The 18,541-nt window shown below is 50.2% G+C and carries 20 protein-coding genes; 9 read left to right on the top strand and 11 right to left on the bottom strand.

What is annotated here, in order from left to right; translation table 11 throughout:
- The first annotated feature begins 62 nt into the window (after window positions 1-62).
- Window positions 63-1,538, top strand: coding sequence for a glutamate-cysteine ligase family protein (locus tag TK45_RS07580; protein WP_165490735.1), 1,476 nt, complete (start codon window positions 63-65; stop codon window positions 1,536-1,538).
- Window positions 1,528-2,532, top strand: a complete 1,005-nt coding sequence (locus tag TK45_RS07575; RefSeq protein WP_165490734.1) for a succinylglutamate desuccinylase/aspartoacylase family protein — start codon at window positions 1,528-1,530, stop codon at window positions 2,530-2,532. The genes TK45_RS07580 and TK45_RS07575 overlap by 11 nt, the downstream gene beginning before the upstream one ends.
- Window positions 2,533-2,566: 34 nt before the next feature.
- Here TK45_RS07575 and TK45_RS07570 read toward each other — a convergent pair whose 3' ends face one another.
- Window positions 2,567-3,199, bottom strand: coding sequence for an OmpA family protein (locus TK45_RS07570; RefSeq protein WP_131258042.1), 633 nt, complete (start codon window positions 3,197-3,199; stop codon window positions 2,567-2,569).
- A gap of 202 nt (window positions 3,200-3,401) precedes the next feature.
- On the opposite strand from TK45_RS07570, the gene TK45_RS07565 reads away from it, so the two are divergent.
- From TK45_RS07565 to TK45_RS07540, 6 genes are all read left to right on the top strand, one after another.
- A complete protein-coding gene (locus TK45_RS07565) occupies window positions 3,402-5,624 on the top strand; it encodes a carbohydrate binding family 9 domain-containing protein (RefSeq protein ID WP_131258041.1) in 2,223 nt (740 codons plus the stop codon).
- 95 nt (window positions 5,625-5,719) lie between these two features.
- Window positions 5,720-6,709 carry an isoaspartyl peptidase/L-asparaginase family protein gene (locus TK45_RS07560; RefSeq protein WP_131258040.1) on the top strand — a complete coding sequence of 330 codons (990 nt, stop codon included), beginning with the start codon at window positions 5,720-5,722 and terminating at the stop codon, window positions 6,707-6,709.
- A gap of 141 nt (window positions 6,710-6,850) precedes the next feature.
- Window positions 6,851-7,351: a hypothetical protein gene (locus tag TK45_RS07555; protein WP_131258039.1), complete on the top strand. Its 501-nt coding sequence runs from the start codon at window positions 6,851-6,853 to the stop codon at window positions 7,349-7,351.
- A 5-nt stretch (window positions 7,352-7,356) separates the two neighbouring features.
- Window positions 7,357-7,665: a hypothetical protein gene (locus TK45_RS07550; protein ID WP_131258038.1), complete on the top strand. Its 309-nt coding sequence runs from the start codon at window positions 7,357-7,359 to the stop codon at window positions 7,663-7,665.
- Between the two features lie 22 nt (window positions 7,666-7,687).
- Window positions 7,688-9,232: a PAS domain-containing methyl-accepting chemotaxis protein gene (locus TK45_RS07545; protein WP_165490733.1), complete on the top strand. Its 1,545-nt coding sequence runs from the start codon at window positions 7,688-7,690 to the stop codon at window positions 9,230-9,232.
- 65 nt (window positions 9,233-9,297) lie between these two features.
- The gene (locus TK45_RS07540) at window positions 9,298-9,918 is read left to right on the top strand and encodes a trans-aconitate 2-methyltransferase (protein WP_131258036.1); all 621 of its coding nucleotides are present in this window, start codon (window positions 9,298-9,300) and stop codon (window positions 9,916-9,918) included.
- 50 nt (window positions 9,919-9,968) lie between these two features.
- On the opposite strand, the gene TK45_RS07535 is transcribed toward TK45_RS07540, so the two are convergent.
- The 4 genes from TK45_RS07535 to TK45_RS07520 are packed head-to-tail and all read right to left on the bottom strand — an operon-like array spanning window position 9,969 to window position 14,530.
- A complete protein-coding gene (locus TK45_RS07535; protein ID WP_254426562.1) occupies window positions 9,969-11,189 on the bottom strand; it encodes an ABC transporter permease in 1,221 nt (406 codons plus the stop codon).
- Between the two features lie 10 nt (window positions 11,190-11,199).
- Window positions 11,200-12,513 (bottom strand): ABC transporter permease, encoded by a 1,314-nt coding sequence (locus TK45_RS07530; protein WP_131258035.1) that lies wholly within the window; start codon window positions 12,511-12,513, stop codon window positions 11,200-11,202.
- Between the two features lie 9 nt (window positions 12,514-12,522).
- Window positions 12,523-13,224 carry an ABC transporter ATP-binding protein gene (locus TK45_RS07525; RefSeq protein WP_131258034.1) on the bottom strand — a complete coding sequence of 234 codons (702 nt, stop codon included), beginning with the start codon at window positions 13,222-13,224 and terminating at the stop codon, window positions 12,523-12,525.
- 28 nt (window positions 13,225-13,252) lie between these two features.
- On the bottom strand, window positions 13,253-14,530 hold the full coding sequence (locus TK45_RS07520) for an efflux RND transporter periplasmic adaptor subunit (protein ID WP_131258033.1): 1,278 nt from the start codon (window positions 14,528-14,530) through the stop codon (window positions 13,253-13,255).
- Between the two features lie 187 nt (window positions 14,531-14,717).
- Between TK45_RS07520 and TK45_RS07515 the strand changes: the two genes are divergently transcribed.
- On the top strand, window positions 14,718-15,269 hold the full coding sequence (locus TK45_RS07515) for a DUF2058 domain-containing protein (RefSeq protein WP_131258032.1): 552 nt from the start codon (window positions 14,718-14,720) through the stop codon (window positions 15,267-15,269).
- A gap of 104 nt (window positions 15,270-15,373) precedes the next feature.
- Here TK45_RS07515 and TK45_RS07510 read toward each other — a convergent pair whose 3' ends face one another.
- The 6 genes from TK45_RS07510 to TK45_RS07485 form a co-directional block, all read right to left on the bottom strand.
- Window positions 15,374-15,808 (bottom strand): GNAT family N-acetyltransferase, encoded by a 435-nt coding sequence (locus TK45_RS07510; protein ID WP_131258031.1) that lies wholly within the window; start codon window positions 15,806-15,808, stop codon window positions 15,374-15,376.
- Window positions 15,809-15,820: 12 nt separating this feature from the next.
- A complete protein-coding gene (locus tag TK45_RS07505) occupies window positions 15,821-16,252 on the bottom strand; it encodes an acetyltransferase (RefSeq protein ID WP_131258030.1) in 432 nt (143 codons plus the stop codon).
- A gap of 29 nt (window positions 16,253-16,281) precedes the next feature.
- Window positions 16,282-16,698 (bottom strand): hypothetical protein, encoded by a 417-nt coding sequence (locus TK45_RS07500; protein WP_131258029.1) that lies wholly within the window; start codon window positions 16,696-16,698, stop codon window positions 16,282-16,284.
- Window positions 16,699-16,780: 82 nt separating this feature from the next.
- Window positions 16,781-17,068 carry a hypothetical protein gene (locus TK45_RS07495; protein ID WP_131258028.1) on the bottom strand — a complete coding sequence of 96 codons (288 nt, stop codon included), beginning with the start codon at window positions 17,066-17,068 and terminating at the stop codon, window positions 16,781-16,783.
- A 54-nt stretch (window positions 17,069-17,122) separates the two neighbouring features.
- Window positions 17,123-17,893, bottom strand: coding sequence for a nuclease-related domain-containing protein (locus TK45_RS07490; RefSeq protein ID WP_131258027.1), 771 nt, complete (start codon window positions 17,891-17,893; stop codon window positions 17,123-17,125).
- A 61-nt stretch (window positions 17,894-17,954) separates the two neighbouring features.
- Window positions 17,955-18,488 carry a hypothetical protein gene (locus tag TK45_RS07485; protein WP_131258026.1) on the bottom strand — a complete coding sequence of 178 codons (534 nt, stop codon included), beginning with the start codon at window positions 18,486-18,488 and terminating at the stop codon, window positions 17,955-17,957.
- Window positions 18,489-18,541: the final 53 nt, after the last annotated feature.

Genomic DNA, 18,541 nt, shown 5'->3' with positions numbered 1-18,541 from the left:
TAGGTCAACCCGAAGCGGGAGATTCGATCCATACTGTCCTAAACCGTGCAAGGGAGATGGTAATGGGTGGCAACATCAGTCAAACCAGCTTTACCGAGCAGGACAATCAGGCGTTTTCTCAACGATTGTCCAGTCAACTGGCGCAGTTAAAGCACATCATTCGTCAGCCATCTTTTGGCCAGATGGCGCTTTGTATGGGCGCCGAACTGGAAATGTATTTGATCAATGATCATGCCCAGTGCCAGATGAACAACCAGAGCATTCTGTCTGCGTTGGATGATCCCCAGTTTCAACCCGAACTTAATCGCTACAATCTCGAACTTAATTTATCCACCCAGCCATTGGCCGGGCAGCCATTTCTGGCCTTGCAAAAAGAACTGCAGGATAAACTCGCCTTTTTGCAAACAGTGTGTGCCGCTCAGCAGACCCGCGCCATCCCCATTGGTATTTTACCTACTTTATGCGTTGAACAATTGGGCGTAGCGAATATGACCCCGTTGATGCGATATCAAGCGTTGGTCGAGCAACTTAGCCGCCGCCGTGGTGAACCCTTTAACCTGCGTATCAATGGAGTTGAATCGTTAAATATGCAAATTGATGATGTGACCGCGGAAGGCGCTAACACCTCGTTTCAGGTGCATATGATGGTGCCAAACCAGCAATTCGCCAATGTGTTTAATGCAGCCTTGCTGACCTTACCCCTGGTAATTGCGATCAGCGCCAATTCGCCCGCCTTAATGGGCAAATTATTATGGGATGAAACCCGGGTTGCACTGTTTAAACAATCACTGGATGTGCGTAAAGACGCCGAATTTGAATGGCAACAGCCTGCGCGCGTGTCATTTGGGCTGGGGTGGGTCAGACGCGATGCCTGGGAGCTCTATGCTGAGGTGGTGTCGCTGTTTCCGCCACTGTTGCCTGTGTGCTGTGACGAGAGTGCGTCTGATTTACCTCGCCTGACAGAATTAAATCTGCATATGGGTACTACCTGGCCCTGGTTGCGGCCGGTTTACAGTCATACCGGAAACGGTCACGTGCGCATTGAATTTCGCGCGTTACCGGCTGGCCCGTCGATATTGGATATGGTGGCAAATGCTGCGCTCAGCATAGGTCTGGCCATGGGATTGGCCTCCCAAATCGAAGATTTCACCGCGCGTTTGCCATTTAAGCTGGCTGAGTACAATTTTTATCGTGCGGCGCAGCAGGGACTGGATGCCAAATTGTTATGGCCAAATGGTGTCACCGGCGTGCTTGAAGAGTTGCCGATAAGCGACATTCTGCAAAGTGTGTTGCCCAAGGCGTATCAGGGCCTGACCATGCTGGGGGTTGACCAGTTAGAGCAAAAACGCTTTTTGAGTATCATCGAGAAACGTTTGCAGGTTGGTCAGACTGGCGCCCGTTGGCAGCGACAACAATTGGAGGCGCTACGCCAGCAATATCCTCAGCAACAGGCATTAGCGCAGTTAGTTGAACAATATGCCCACTGGGTACAAAGTGGTTTGCCCGTCAGTGAATGGAGTATCAGGCATGCGGGCTGAGGCATTACATCGAGCGGATTTGCAGGGGCATCAGAAATTTGCCCAGCCATTAGAGGTACTTTCTCGCCTGCAGGACGTCAGTGTATTTGATGTCGCCGGTCAGGATAATACCAGGTGGCGCGCTGTGTCGGTGCTGATCCATGGCAATGAACCGTCGGGTTTTTACGCCATGTGTCGCTATTGGCATTCAGCCGTGATACCTGCGGTAAATTTACGTTTTATTGTTGCATCCGTGTCTGCCGCCAAAACAGCAAAATGGTTTAGCCAACGGTATATTGAGGGGGAAAGGGATCTCAACCGCTGCTTTGCCCTGGATGACAATCAGGCGGATACCCTGCGTGCGCAGCGCATTGTGAAGGCGATTCGCGAGGTTACCCCGGAATGCGTGGTTGATTTACACAATACCTCAGGTCAGGGACCTGCATTTGCGGTGGCACTGCAAAAGGATCTCGCGACGCGAAAACTGGCAGGGCTATGGAGCGATTATTTAATTCATACGGGTTTGCGCCTGGGCTCTTTGATGGAGCAGGAATTTGACTGTCCAACCCTGACGATTGAGTGCGGCGGCAGCGATGATGCCAAATCACACCAAATTGCTTATCAGGGAATATGTCGATTGGCCATCAGCGAGACCCTGGATGAATGTGCGTTTCCCGCTCAGGTCCTGAGTCATCCGATGCGGGTAGAGTTGCGCCCCGGCATGTCGCTAAGCTACGCCAACCAGCGCCAGCACCTGACCGATGTATGCATCCTCCAACAGGTCACACAATATAATTATGACGGGGTTGAACAGGGTGATTTACTTGGGTGGATCAATGGCGCAGATTTAAGCGTTTTTCGGGTGCGGGATGAAATGGGCAATGACCTGCACCTGGACTTATTTACGCTGGACAATAATCAGGTGCGTTTTAATCAATCATTGCATATTTTTATGGCGACTACGTCTGTCAAAGCGGCGACTGAGGATTGTTTATTTTACTGCGTAAAAAAATAACGCCCCGACAAGGCGGGGCGGTCATTTTTACCGGTTAGCTGTTCTTTAATGGAAAAACTTGCAGCTCCACCCGACGGTTTTGCTGGCGCAGTTCTGCTGTATCGTTGCTGACCAAAGGCTCATATTCACCCATGCCCACTGTGGTGATACGACGATTATCCACCTGTTGACTGAGCAGATAATTTTTCACGCTGGCGGCACGTTGTTCAGACAAAGACTGGTTGTATTCATCTGACCCTGTGCTGTCGGTGTGCCCGGTGATTTTTAGCACCGTCTTTTCATACTTGTTTAGCACAAGCGCGACATCGTTCAGCACCGGGTAAAAGCGTGGGTCGATACGGTTGCTGTCAGTATCGAAAGTAATGTTGCCCGGCATCCGCAGAGTAATGGTGTCGCCATCCCGATACACCTCGACACCACTGTCGGCCAATTCTTTGCGGAACTCCTCTTCCTGTTTATCCATGTAATTGCCAATTGCACCACCGGCAATCGCGCCGACAACCGCGCCCCATGCCAGACGGCTTTTATCATGATCGCCGGTGGCTTTACCCAACACGGCACCCAGTACCGCGCCAATGCCTGCGCCTTTTTGCGCGTTGCTCATATCATTGGCGCAACCTGTCATCATCAGAGTTGCAATGGTTGTCGCAATAATCAGTTTTTTCATGATCCTCTCACTTTATCTATGGTCGTTATGGCCTGAAACAACGAAGCCAAAAACAATAAGGGAGCAAAGTTTGTACCAAGGTGTGAATACTACCCGCCAATAAGTCCGTAAAAAATATGATTTTTATTTAAGCAATTGGGCAAACTTTGGTAGCATCTGTCGCGACTAAAACTATAACGAAATACAACAAGTAGTAGCGTAGATGGAAAAGCATAATAAAGCAGGAATGCTGTTGGCATTAGCCTGTTTGGCTGTGCCTGCTCAAGCGGCACAATATGAGCTGTTACACGACAGCAGCAAAATCAAAGTAGATGGTCAGCTAGATGAGGCCGTGTGGCAGCATGCCACGCAAATCAATCTGGCTTATGAAGCCTATCCCAATCACGGTGATCCCGCGCGTATCAGGACTGAAGCGTTTTTATACGAAGATGGTGAGTACCTGTATATCGCATTTAAAGCTTATGATGATAATCCTGAGTTGATTCGCAGTGCATTCCGTCCACACGATGGTTTGTTTCAGGATGACAACGTCGGCATCATCATTGACACATTCGGCGCTCAGCGCACGGGTTTTGAATTTTTTGTCAATCCATATGGTGCGCAGGCAGATATGCTGATGGACGACAACGATGGTTGGGCAGAAGACGAAAGCTGGGATGCTATATGGGACAGTGCCGGCCAAATCACCGAGTTTGGTTACCAGGTCGAAGTGGCGATCCCATTTAAAGCCCTGCGTTTCCCGGAAACCGGCCAGCCGCAAACCTGGAATATCGCGTTATGGCGTAACCATCCCCGCGATATAAAATCCTCTGCGACGAATTTCCCGCGTGATCGGGATAGCAAATGTTCAATTTGTCAGTTCGATCAGATCCGCGGTTTCAATAATATCAAGCAAGGCCACAACCTGCAGTTGACCCCAACCTTGACACTAGGCCGTGCCGACAGCAAAAACGCGCAGGGCGATTGGGTAAACGGCGATGTGGAAAGCGATGTTGGTCTGGACATTCGTTGGGGGATGACCCAGGACATCGTGCTAAACGCCACCATCAACCCGGATTTCTCCAATGTGGAAGCGGATGATGGTCAACTGGATATTAATAAAACTTTCGCATTGTTCTACAACGAAAAACGCCCGTTTTTCCTTGATGGCAGCGATTATTTCAGCAGTAACCAGCTGAATCTGGTGCATACCCGTAATATTGTCGATCCGGATGTTGGCGCAAAGATCACCGGTAAAATTAATTCCCATAGCTTTGGGGTGATGATGGCAGACGATAAACGTACCGACTTCCTGTTACCCTTCAGTGAAAGCAGCGATATTGTGCAACTGGACAGCGCCTCAAAGAGTTTTGTCGGACGATACAAATCGGATGTGGGTGAACGCAGCAGTGCGGGCGTGTTATTGACAAGCCGCAGTGCCGATGACTATCGCAACGATATGCTGGCAGTGGATGGTGTGTACAACATCAATGATGCCCATCAGATTACCTATCTGGTGGCCCGCTCAGAAAGCGACAACCCGCTGCAGGTACAACAAGACTATAGTCTGGCGGCACAGCAAACCGACAACGCGGTGTCGCTGAATTACCAGTACTTTACCGGCGATGACAATATTTATGTGGAGTACAACCGCATAGGTCAGGATTTTCGTGCCGATATGGGCTTCGTTGGTCAATCTGATTATCAGAAGCTGGTGGTAGGTGGTGGTCACAACTGGTACCTGAAAGACAATAAAACCGTCAATCGGGTACGCATTAACGGCGATTGGGACAAAACTTATCGTCTCAGTGATGACCAGTTGCTCGAACAGGAAATCGAGGGGTATATCAATCTGTGGTTTAACAGCTACTCAGCGTTCGTTAGTGCCGGTGTGCTGGCGCGCGAGCGTCACTATGCGGGTGAGTTGTTTGACGAATACAAGGTCAGTACCTGGCTGGAAGGTCGTCCGATTGCCGATTTATATGTGAGCCTGTATGTCAGCCATGGTGACAGCATTGATTACGACAACGTACGTCTGGGTCAGAACTGGTACGTTGAGTCTGTGATCAACTGGCAAATCAGCGATGAATGGGAGCTGCTGGTAGGTAACTATTACGATACGTTAGATATTGATGGTAGCAATCTGTATAACGCCTATTTGGCCGATGCGGTGCTGTCTTATCAATTCGATATGCGCAATCAGATCCGTTTAAACGTGCAGTACACGCATATTAATCGTACCCCGGGCCTGTATTTGCAGCCTGAGGACTATGCTGACAGCGAGTCTTATGTGCAAACGCAGTTGTTGTACTCCTACAAGGTCAATCCACAAACCCTGATCTATGTGGGTTATGGTGATTTTGGTTTGGATACCGCCGAGTCAAATGGCTATCGCCGCACCGATCGTCAGGTCTTCGCTAAGTTTAGTTACGCCTGGCAATACTGATTTTTCGGCAGTTTTTGCCCACCTTTTATCGCAGCCGGACTAGCTTAGTCCGGCTGTGTTGTTTATGGTCGTTGAAAAATCACAGGGACTCCGTCATGAAACCACTCTCGTTAGCTGCATTACTGTTTATCACACCCATTGTCAGCGCCAATGATATTGCCATCGCCATCCATGGTGGAGCCGGCACAATCACGCGCCAGAGTATGACTGCAGAGCAGGAGGCGGCCTACCGGGCCAAACTGGAAGAGGCGGTCAAAGCCGGTTACGCCCGCCTGCAGCAGGGCGCATCAAGTCTCGAAGCAGTCCAAACCGCGATTAATGTGATGGAAGACTCCGAACTGTTTAACGCTGGCAAGGGCGCCGTGTTTACCTGGGATGAGATACATGAGCTGGACGCATCTATTATGGATGGCCGAACCCGCGCCGCGGGCTCAGTTGCAGGTGTTACCCAAATTAAAAACCCGATTAATGCGGCCCGTGCGGTAATGGAGCAATCGGTGCACGTAATGCTGTCAGGCAGTGGTGCCGACGCGTTTGCCCGCGAGCAGGGGTTGGACATGGTCGACAACAGTTATTTTGATACGCCACGTCGGCGTGAAGCACTGCGAAAAGCCAAAGCGAAAATGATCAAAAACGACCATGCGTCGCTGTGGCAGCAACACCGTGATTATAAAATGGGTACGGTCGGGGCTGTGGCGTTGGACAAACAGGGTAACCTGGCTGCAGGCACCTCAACCGGTGGGATGACCGCCAAGCGCTGGGGGCGAATCGGCGACGCACCCATCATTGGTGCGGGTACCTTCGCCGACAATACCAGTTGCGCAGTCAGTGCTACCGGGCATGGTGAATACTTTATACGTTATCAGGTCGCGGCGGATATCTGCGCACGCGTGAAATATCAGGGTAAAACCATTGAGCAAGCTGGTAATGAGGTCATAAATGGGGTCTTGAATGCCGATGCGGGCGAAGGCGGCGTAATCATCCTCGATTCAAAGGGCAATATCAGTATGCCATTCAACTCCGAAGGCATGTATCGGGCCAGCATCGATAAAAACGGTAAAGTCTCGGTACAAATCTACCGATAAGCTCTCCCAAGGCGCGTCAAAGCCGGCTGACTGCCGGCTTTTGTATTTTTACCTGGCGAAATTGCCAAAAAAGGACAAAACACAGGCAAGCCATAAGAGCCTTGTCTATGCTTGGTTGACGATGGCGATGAGTAGGGAAACATGATGCGAAACAAGTTGTTAGGTGTAATTTCTGGATTAGGGCTATTCGCCGTTCTGACTGGCTGCATCAGCACGGTCGCACCATATGATGAAAAAGGGGCTGAGCAAATCGTCGAGGTGGCGGCAGCGGTGGACACCTTCTATGCCGATATGCTGGCAACGCCGGCACCTGAACGGGTTTATTCACAGTGGGAGCCCCGCTACCGGGAAATCACAGTGGCGTTACGAATGTTGGTTATGCGTAACCAAATCCGACCCATGAACAGTGAAAGTATCGCCATCAGTGAGCAGATTTTGCAGTTTTTCGAACGCTATCAGCAGCGCCATAAGGATAACTGGGCCAGGTATATTCTGTTTGATGATGATCCACAGAAGCTGGCGGCTGATGCGGTGTATAAAGATGCGTTGCTCGGCAACCATCGGCAACGCTTTTTTCGTTTGTTTATTGCGATGGCATTAAGCGAGGAAGCGAAAAAGTCTTTTAATCCACAACAGGGTTGATGCACATGGATTTGGAAGCAGTGATTCAACAAATGCTCGGGGCAATGGTTCATTCGCTGCGCGAGGATGCCGCTGCACTGGGCAGTTACGGTCAACAGATACTCGCCGGAGAACGCGCCGCGCTGCAACAACTTGCAGAGCAACGATTGCGAGGTGAGATCACCGACGAGGAATTACAAATGGAACTGGAGGATGAACGCCTGACCATTGAAGCACAAATGCTGGCGGTCAGTGTGATGAGTAAAGCGGCTGTTCAGCGAGCCTCACAAGCTGCAACAGCGGCGTTTTTCAATGCCGTTAAAGCGCTTATTTGAAGCGCTAAATTGGGAGATAGCAATGCGACGAGGCCAAACGGTCACCGATAGGGAAGTAACCTACCCGGCAAATGAAGAACTGGTATCTACCACAGATACCCGAGGCGTGATCACCTACGCCAATGACATTTTCTGCAAAGTGGCGGGCTACACGTCAGAAGAATTAGTCGGTAAGAACCATAATCTGGTGCGCCATCCTGATATGCCAAAAGCCGCCTTTAAAGACATGTGGGACAACCTGCAAAAGGGTCATAGCTGGCGCGGAATTGTGAAAAACCTGTGTAAGGACGGCAGTTATTACTGGGTGGATGCCTTTGTTACGCCGATTTTTGTTGGTGACAAACTCGTTGGTTACCAGTCGGTGCGGGTCAAACCGGACGCCAAAGTCAAAGCGCGGGCGCAGCGCCTGTACCAAGCCATCAATAGTGGTAAATCGCCAGGCCGTGAGTTTAGTCAGTCGGTTAAACAGTTAAGTGCCGCAGTGATTGGTCTGATTGGTTTTGCATTGATATGGACCATGGCGGATGTCTTGCCTGCTTTGATCTTTTTAGTGGTCACAGGGGCTTTGTTATTGCTGTTTCGCAATGAATTATTTGTTACCCCAGCCATTGCCAATAAATTGCGTGAGCAATTCGACAGTGTCAGCCGCTTGGTTTACGGCGGGCATGGCGCGGCAGGGCAGTTTCGCTTCCATATGGCCATGCAGGAAGGCATGCAGCGCACTTTACTGGGTCGCACGCAAGATGCCGGAAACAGCTTGCAGGATATCGTGTTCAATACCGTGGCACTGGTGAAACAAACCACAGAAGGGATCCGCCAGCAAAAAAGCGAAGTTGAGTCCATTGCTGCGGCGATTGATGAACTGGCGCAAACCAGCGAGGTGGTGGCGCAAAACGCCGAGCAAACCGCGGGTCAGGTGCATGAAACCGGTAAGTTTTGTGAAACGGCCAAGAGTCGTGTGCTGGAAAGTCGCGATAAGGTGAACCAGTTAGCGGACATAGTTAGTACCGCCGCCAACTCGGCTGATTCGTTAATGGCCGAGGCGGATAAAGTCTCCAGTACGATGTCGGAAATCGAGGCGATAGCCGATCAAACCAATCTGCTGGCGCTAAATGCTGCGATTGAGGCGGCAAGGGCGGGTGAAAGTGGCCGCGGCTTCTCGGTGGTGGCAGATGAAGTACGGGCATTATCGACCCGCACGCAGGTATCGGCAGGGACCATCAAAGAAAACCTGCAACAGATGCGCAGCACGCTACAGGAGTGGGTTAAGGTGATGCAGGAAAGTCGCGACAGGGCGCTGAGCTGTGCTGAGGACAGTGAAGTGTCAGCTCAGCAGATTGAAAATATCTACAGCATGATCGACAAAGTCACTGAGTTTTCCTCCATGATCGTAACAGCCACCAGTGAACAGAAACTTGCCAGCAGTGAGATTGAACGCAATATCAATAACATTGTGCAGGTGGCCGATCAGAACAATGATGTGGCGCGTGAGATGCGCGAAAACGCCGATAATCTTAAAGTCAGCATCGACAAAATTGCCGGGATCAGTAAAACCTTTAAACGCTAGACCCGTGCAGCGTTATGATAAGGCCGCGAGACAGCGGCCTTTTTTATGAGGAATCTCAATAAAGTATGCAGCCCATCAGCATGACCCCAGTGCAAATAGGCCAGGCTTATGATCAAATCACCCACCTTTGGTTACGGGACGACTTTGACCGCAGCAATGGAATCAGCGCTCACCAACAGGCGCTGAATTCGGTTACGCAGGGTAAAACTGCGCTGGATATTGGGTGTGGCTGTAATGGGCGTTTGATCTCACTGGTGCAGTCTCACGGTTTTGAGTGCCATGGTATCGATGTATCAGCGGAAATGATTCGTCTGTCCCGCGCCGCCTTGCCCGATGTGTCCTTTTTCCACCAGGACGTACTGATCTGGCAGCCTCCACGCACGTATGATTTTATCAGCGCCTGGGACAGCCTGTGGCATATGTCACCCATTCAACAGACCCAGTTAATCAATAACATGAGTCATTGGCTTAACCCCGGTGGTGTATTGATCTTTTCATTTGGGGGATTAGAACACCCGGATGAACATCGCAATGCCGCAATGGGGCCACAATTGTATTACGCCACATTAGGTATTACCGGCTATTTGTCAGTGCTGGCGGCCAATAAACTCAATCTGGTGTTTCTGCAGCGGCCGATTGCGCCGGACACCCATTGTTATTTGATTGCGACCAAACCAGTCAGCTAAAAAATTGGCAATAAAAAAGCCCCTGTAAATGGGGCTTTTAGTCAGATGGGTTATACCGTGCGGGTGGCCAGTGCAGGCGGAATAGACGCCGCTTTGCGTGCTGGCCCATACACCGCCAGCAAGCCAATCAGCCACAAGCACAACATGCCAATGGGAATGTAGTACCAGTCTATACGCTGCATTTCAAAGCTATTTACCAGCCAGATATTCAGGCCCACCGTCATTGCTGCACCTAACAGTACGCCAACGCTGGTGATCATAAAATTCTCTACCAGGAAATAGCGCATCACGGCGAAGCGCGTAGCGCCCAGTGCCCGGCGGGTACCGATTTGCTTGCGACGGCGATTCACGCTGAAACTTACCAGCCCCACAATCCCCAGCGCAGTCACTATGGTCAGTACCACAATGATGATAGTCAGCATGCTTACCATCGCGGAATGGCCGCGATAGGTCCGCTCGCGGGTATCCGTCATGGAGTTCATGTTGCGGATAATGCGATTGCGGTTGCTGTCGGCCAGCAGAGCTTCAATTTCCGGCATCAGGCGATCCAGTTGGCCAGGCTCAGTACGGATCAGGTAGCGGTAGCTGTCGAACAGCAGATGCTGTGGCACCAACATTACGCGTTCCAGCCCATCCCAACCAATCCAGGGCGCGTGCAATTTATCGATAATGCCGATGATTTGAATTGGCTCATCATCGTTAATAAACACGGTTTTGCCCACCACGTCCTGATAAGGCAGGTCAGGGAACAGATCTTTGGCCATGGCCTGGGTCAGGATAGTCATTTGCGGCCAGTCGCCTTTGACCGGATCACGCCAGGTAATATCCGCGTCGGTAAAATTACGCCCGGCCAGCAGTTCCACATCGTAGGTTTGCAGGCCATGCTGATCGGTAAAATACACCGCCACTCCGACACCTTCGTTTTCTACGCCCGGCTCGGTTTTCAAGCCCATTGACCAACCGCCACCGCTGATGGGGATCGCATTGGTCTGCGTGGCATTAATCACGCCCGGGATCTGACGTAGGTTGGCTAGGTCTTCCTCAACTGTGACTTGCGCGTTGTAGTTATCGCCAAAGCCGCTGCTGGACAGATAAAAAGTATTGGCTTCATCGATGCCACTTTCTCTGGCCAGCAATTCTTTTCGCTCGTTGATGATAAAAATGGCGTTAACGATGATTGTCATGGTCACTGCCACCTGCAGGGCGATCAGTACCGCCCCGACCTTATTGCGCATGACTGCGCGAAATATTGGACCGATTTCCCAGTTCATATCGCTCTCCTTATTGGGACTTCAGTTGGCTGGCAGGTGCCACACGGGTACTGCGCCAGGTGGGGTAAAGGCCGGCCAGAATACTGGATACCAGCGCCAGGCCCAGGGCAATCGCCACCAGTTTTGGATCCATGCTGGTCAGATCGTTGGCCAGGTCGCCATATAACACACCGATGCCGGATAACCCCAGCATCGCCAGACCTAATCCCGCGATACCGCCGATCACGCCAATTAAACCGGTTTCGACTAAATGCTGCATAAACACATCGCGACGGGAGGCACCTACTGCGCGGCGCAGACTGATCTCGCCAGCTTTACCACTGAATTTAGCCAGCAATAAACCAATCGTATTGAGCAGGCACACCAGCAGGAACATCAGGCTCAGCCACAACATAATTTCGGCGTCATCCGCCACCACATTGTTGTAGGCCATCCATTCCATAACGTTACTCAGGCGGTTGTTATTCGGACGTTCAAAGCGCCCCAGCGCCCGTTGCTCGTCGGCATAGCTGTTTAAAAACGCCATATAGGCTTGTTTTTCGGCGTCGTCACGCAGTTCAACCCACATCTGGAAGTTCACGCATTCGGAATACAGAAAGCCGAGGAAACCGTCTTCCGCCGGGCGTTTCCAGCAGTTCACATTGCCGTTTGAGGTCAGCTCCAGCGATTCTTTGAGCGGCATGGGCATATAGAAATCTTCGGTGTTATCGAATGCGCCGGTCGTCACATCATAAAAACGCGGCACCAGTCGCCATTCTTTTAACACGCCGACGACGCGGAAGTTGTGACCCGCCAGGCGAACGGTTTTACCTACTGAATTTTCTCCGCCAAACAACTGATCGTTCATGGCGCGGCTGATAACCACCACCATATCGCGGTTGTCATCACTTTGACTGTCCCAGCCACTGCCGTATTGAAACGGTACATTGAACATCGCGAAAAAGTCGCTGTAGGCGAGGCGAATATCCGTCATAAACGGTTTGCTGTCGCCATTTTCCGGCTCCACCACACCCCCGGATCTTGCCATTGCAGACTGACGAAACGCCTGTTTGGCCTTCATCAGATTGGTGGCATCTGTCCAGGTCACCTGATCGGGTGGATCGTTTGGTTCACGGGCAGGGGAGTTTGGATCCCAGCTGTCTAACTGCACATAAAATAGCTGTTCGCTTTTTTGTGGGATCGGGTCAGAGGACATAATGTAATTGACGGTAATGGTGGTCATACACGCGCCAATGCCCATGGCAATCGCCAGCACCATCAGGCTGCTTAAAATCGGATTGCGTTTGTAACTTAGTAGCGCCAGGCGCAAATAGTAACGAAACATACGGCCTCCTTAGCCATTGACCACGTCAGCGAAGGTGTTGACCTCATGTAACTCACTGACTTGCCCGTCGCGTACAAAGATATTGCGGCCTGCTTCGGCTGCCAGTGATGGATCGTGGGTTACCATGACAATGGTGGTACCGCGCTGATTAATGTCCTGCAGCAGTTCCATCACGCTGTGAGCCATTTTCGAGTCTAGGTTACCGGTTGGTTCATCCGCCAGCAGAAAACGTGGCTCACCGGCCAGTGCACGGGCAATTGCAACGCGCTGTTGTTGTCCACCGGATAACTGCGAGGGCAGGTGCTTTTGACGACTGGCTAAGCCCACGGTTTCCAATGCATGCTCGATTCGCTGTTTGCGCTCGCTGGCAGACCAACCACGGTAACGCAGCGGTACATCAACGTTATCAAACAGGTTAAGATCCGGCAGCAGGTTAAAACCCTGAAAAATAAAGCCGATCTTTTGATTGCGGATCTTACTGCGGGCGTTGTCACTTAACTGGCTGACGTCGTTACCATCGAGCATGTATTGCCCGCTTTCAAAGGTTTCCAACAGGCCGGCGATATTTAGAAAGGTAGTTTTGCCGCTACCGGATGGGCCGGTCACCGCGACAAATTCGCCTTCATTGACTTGCAGGCTGAAATCTTTCAGGGCATGGGTTTCGACTAAATCCGTACGGAAAATCTTTTTCACATTGGTCATGGTTAGCATGATGATGTCCTTAAAGCAGCATGTGCCGTTATTGAGTTAACATGATGGTGTCGGCACCCTGAAACTGATCAGTGCCGGAAATAATGATTTGTTCGCCAGGACGCAATCCGTCCAGGATCTCGACGCTCGATAATGAGCGTGCGCCGGTGCGAATGGTGCGTTTTTGCGCCAGATTGCCATCAACCACATAAGCAATGCTGCCGTTGCCGGTTTCCAGAAACTGGCCGCGCTGTACCATCAGCACATCTTCTTTGTGCTCTAGCAAGATACGGGTGTTTAACCGCTGGTTCTGACGTAAACCACTGGGGGATTGGGCGGCGAAACGCACCCTACCGGTCACCTGATTGTTTTCAATTTCAGGGGAAATGGTAACCAGCGTGGCCTGGTGCGTTTCGCCATTGAGGGTTATTTCTGCCGGCATGCCAATGGCAAGGTCGTCGGCATAGCTTTCCGGGATCGCAACTTCCAGTTCAAATACGGATAGATCCACCACAGATAAAATTGGCTGATTCTGTGCGACCTGATTCTTTTGCTCTACCGCCAGATTGCCTACGATGCCATCGACCGGTGAGCGCAGGGTCAGTTCGTCTACCTTGCGGGTTAGTTCTTCAACCAGCAGATTTTGGCGGGTTAACATCAATTCCTGGGTTTGAATTTCAAACGCTAGTGATTCTTTGTTCAGCGCCGCATCTTCCACTGCGTGGTGATAGACCAGTTTGGCGTTTTCCAGCTCATCCTGCGCCTTTTCAAAGTCGATTTGGCTTATCGCTTTGCTTTCCCAGGCACTGTCGGCGCGACGTTTCTCGCGCTCAGCGGCAACCAGGGCCACTTTGGCCAGATCTACCGACTTTTGGTTTTCCAGTGCCTGCTTTTTGGCCTGAATTTTACGGCGATCTAACTCCAGCGCCATTTGCATCGCGGTAGAGCTTTCCTGTTTGTGCTCGTTGGTCAGTTCGGGGCTGTCGATATGCGCCAGCACCTGACCTTTGCTGACGCTGTCTCCGGCGTCTACCTCAAAGGTAATGGTGCCTTGCGCCGGGCTATACATTCTGGGGCTGATGGCGGCCACCACCTGACCCTGAACTGATAAGTCACGGGTAAAATCCCCCTGACTAACTGTGCTTAAGCGCAAGCGCGACATATTCACGCTCATCTCGGCCTGTTGCCAACTGCTGATGCCGGGCAGGGCCCAGGCTCCCAGTAACAATGCGGCGGCCACGCCACTGATCACCAACACATTGCGTTTGGTGGTGTTTTTGGGCCGTTGGATCACGACATCCTGGCCGCTGGTATCGGCTATTTTCATGGTGCTTTCCCTAAAATTTTGCAAAACAATCACTGAGTAAGTCGAAACCGAAGTGGCAAAGGTTTATTTGCCAACGGCAGAGGAATGTAACCAGTTGTGTCAGTTATGATATTTGTCGGTGATACAGGCATTGCACTTCGGGCGCTGCGTGGCAAAATACCGCCCAGACAGATTCAGGAGACACCCCATGGCATTGTCCTTACAGGAACAGCTATTAAAAGCCGGGTTGGCGGATAAAAAAAAGGCCGGCCAAATCAAGCGCGAAAAGCACAAACAAGTTAAGCAAAAACAAAAACATAAAGTTGAAAGCGTGGATGAGGCGAAACAAGCAGCTGAACAGGCTCGCATGGCTAAAGCGGAAAAGGATCGCCAGCTAAACGCCGCGCAAAAAGCCGAAGCGGATCAAAAAGCTCTGTTGGCACAAATTCGCCAGCTGATCGAGGTAAATGCGCAGCCCAAAGATAATGGCGATATCGCGTTTAACTTTACCGACGGCAGCACGATTAAACGCCTGATGGTAAACAAACAGACTCAAAACCGTTTGAGCCAGGGCAAACTGGCGATTGTGAAAGCGGAAAATGGCTACCAGATTGTGCCGATGCCGGTGGCAGACAAGATTGCTCAGCGCGACGAAAGCATTGTGCTGTACCGCGCCGATCAGCTCACCATCAGCGAAGCCCCTAAAGAAGAAGACGACTGGTACGCAGATTATCAAATCCCTGATGATTTGATGTGGTAACGCACACACGCTGTAATTTTTGAGCCCGCGCAATGCGGGCTTTTTTGTACTGTTCGTTGAATGTGCACAGTGGTGATTGACAGGGAGTTGCCAATGATTGGATTTTACTGTTCCACGGGCGTGTAGCGCAGGTGATATTCATCCGCATCTTCACCCACCTGTTCAAATCCCATCGACAAATACAGGCGCTTGGCCGGATTTTGTTTCAACACCTTAAGGGTCACGGGCTTTTGCCCAGCTGCGGCGATGACCTGCGAGAGAATCGTGCGGCCGTAACCTTTGCCCTGACACGCTGGTACCAGTTGAAACTGCATAATATGCACGCAGTTCTGGCGCGATTCATACTTAAGTAATCCAATCGGCGTACCTGCCAACAACACCACATTAGCGTGTTCAAACTGATGTAAGATGCGCGCCTCATGCTGCGCAGTAGTTAAATAGATCCCCGCGGTATGCAGATGGGATTCCATGCTGTCGATGCGAAGCTTCAGCAAAAAAGGTAAATCTTGCTGGGTGGCAGGGCGTAAAGAGAAGGTCATCGCGGGCTTTTCCTACAGAGCCAGATGTAAAAGCGGGTAGGGCTTGCCTTGCCCATCTAATGGCGAGCGGCCGATAACGTTAAAACCAATATGCTGGTAAAAGCCAAGTGCCTGCGTGTTTTGCTCATTCACATCGACATTTGATGCGCCCAACGCAGTGATTGCATGTTGGGTTAACACGCTGCCAACCCCTTTGCCACGCGCTTGCGGTGCGATAAACAACATCTCAATATTATCCTCATGCACCCCGCAAAAACCGAGTATCTCACCCTGACTAGTTTTGGCGCACCATAAGTCAACGGCGTCAAAATAGTGCGCCAGAATCAACGGCTTTAACGCTTGGAGATCGTCTTCTGTTAAAAAATCATGGGTAGCTCTGACGGATGCCTCCCAGATTTCAATTAAGCAGAGGTAGTCCGCATTGGTAGCTTTTTCTAATTTCATTAATCAATCGTTGTGGCAGTAAATGTTGTTTACCAAACAGTGACCTTTGTCTCGATGTAGATTGAATGCTCGTCCAGCTCACCAGTAGGCAGCAGGGTAATCGATTCAATTTGAACAAATTTACCTTCGCGAACATGCTCAGACAGCCAATAATCTTCCTGTAATAACGAATACTCCGGCTGGCCGTTTCCGCCAAATTCATCACCATGTAAATCTTCGTCTAATGCTTTGATGGCAACTATGTCGTAACGCTCGTTATCTTCGATAACAGGACCAACATGGGTAATTTTGCCTTTTAAGATATCCGGTGACATCGCAGCCCACCATGCCGAAGACCCAATTCGGGGGCTTGTTGCTAAAAATTCTGGAAACGACGATTCGAGCTCTGTATTTAGTTCAGCTGCCCAATCAGTAGACTCTTTTTCTAGGTCAAAAATGACATCCATGTTTTTTCCTGTAAGCATCAAACTCAGTTGTTCTAGTGTAGGGGGAGGGCTTTAGCTAAGCCTTTGAAGCCCCGTTATACCGCTATTCGTAAAGCTTATCGGTTGCTTTTTTCAGCTCCGCGTTAGGTAAAAACGGATCCGTAATCGTTAAAATCGCATTCAGATTGTTTTTTAACTTATCCAGTTCTATCTCGCCAGGCTTTAACGCGGTTTGCAATAAATGAATGGCCATATCGGCTAACAGAATGCGCTGTTTCTCAAGCCACTGGTCATCACCCTGGCGCGCGTTGTGGCTGAGGTAGCTACTTTCTACAACACTATGTAGCTCCCAACTGGTGTTGATGATTGATTTCCTTGTTATTTCATCCATTGTAATTTTCCGAAAGTTAACTCATGCCCGCTAAGGCGGGATTTTATTGCTTTGTTAGGTAACACTCTGCATAGCCTTGCATTTCGGGTAAGCAGAACAACCCCAGAATTGATTTCCAGCATTTGCTCCTCGTTTGGCTGTACGTGACACCAATTGTTCACCACACCTGGGGCATATCCGATCTGCTGTAGTATCGGCGCGTTTTCTCAACTGTTGCACATGCTTCCGATGCGTTTCCAGCGATGGCGCAAGGCGAACATCTAGTATTTGCATCAAGGCATTCTGAACCTCAGTTTCTGATAATGCGGGCGTTTTGAATGATTTGATGTATCGAATGTAGCCAAATCCGCGGGTTACGTTTGCTGGCATAGTTGTTTTAAAAGTACTTTCACCCGTAAAAACGACAACTGAGTGAATCAATTCTGGCGCAATGTTTAGCGCATTTTCCAGCGCTTTTACATGTTTGTAGTTTTGCCGCAAAGGATTCTGAAACTTGAATGAGTTTTTGAATATTTTCTGGGTCCACTGGGCCTGTTTTTCCCCGCCAAAAATCCAACCTTTGATGTTCTTTGTTTCAACGACGAAAATCCCGTAGGGAGACGCAATAATGTGGTCGATCTGCGTCGTTCCGTCAGGAGTGGGTAAGGTGACGTTGTGAACCAAATGATAAGTTGAAGCTGGAAGACAGATTTTCGCTGATAACTTAACGAATGTTTCCCCGAAAAGTCCTTTGAACCAAGGGGTTTTAATGATAGTAAGTACAAGGAAGATGGGAATAAGCCACCACATCTTGAACACTTCATTGATAATTGGCGAGAAGTCCATTTTTTCACCTAATGCTCATATCAGCGGCGTGGCCGCGTCCCACTGCATGCATTTGTTAGCATCAATACCTAACTTCATTGACCTTATAGAGTCGGCTAGGCGAACCAAACACATCTATAAGCTGCTGCTCTGTAAGTGGCAATGTATAAAGGTCATTTCCATTTGGAGTTCCGATAACGGGATACTCACGACCTCCGGAACAATGCGAACATATTCCTATAGATATAAACCGACCATCGTCAAATGTGATGTGGAAACCGCCGCCCACATAGGCCTGATATTCTGTTGCTTTTTTCTTCAAATGCTCCGGCCATTGTGGCGGGGGTATAAATCTAGACAAATACTTGGCGGCTGACTCTGGTTTCACTTCTGATAGCAATATGGGAGGCGCATCTGGTGTCAATTTCACTAACACTTGCATTATTTTAGCGTCAGCTACCCTTCCAATTTCTATAAATAGTGAGTAATAAAGAGTCTCAGGAGCGTCATTAAGATGTTCTCCATGGGCGACTAAAGCGTCTTTCTCAAAGCGGGAAACATTGGCACATCCAGCCAAAATGCCTGTTAATAAAGCTACGATCCAAATTCGACGCATATACCTACTCGCTAACGCAAAGCAATCGGGCGTAAAAACGCGTTAGCGTTTGA

The organism is Bowmanella sp. JS7-9 (assembly GCF_004329715.1).
In the GTDB taxonomy this organism is placed as follows: Bacteria; Pseudomonadota; Gammaproteobacteria; order Enterobacterales; family Alteromonadaceae; genus Pseudobowmanella; species Pseudobowmanella zhangzhouensis.
This window is presented reverse-complemented; position numbering and strand designations above follow the sequence as displayed.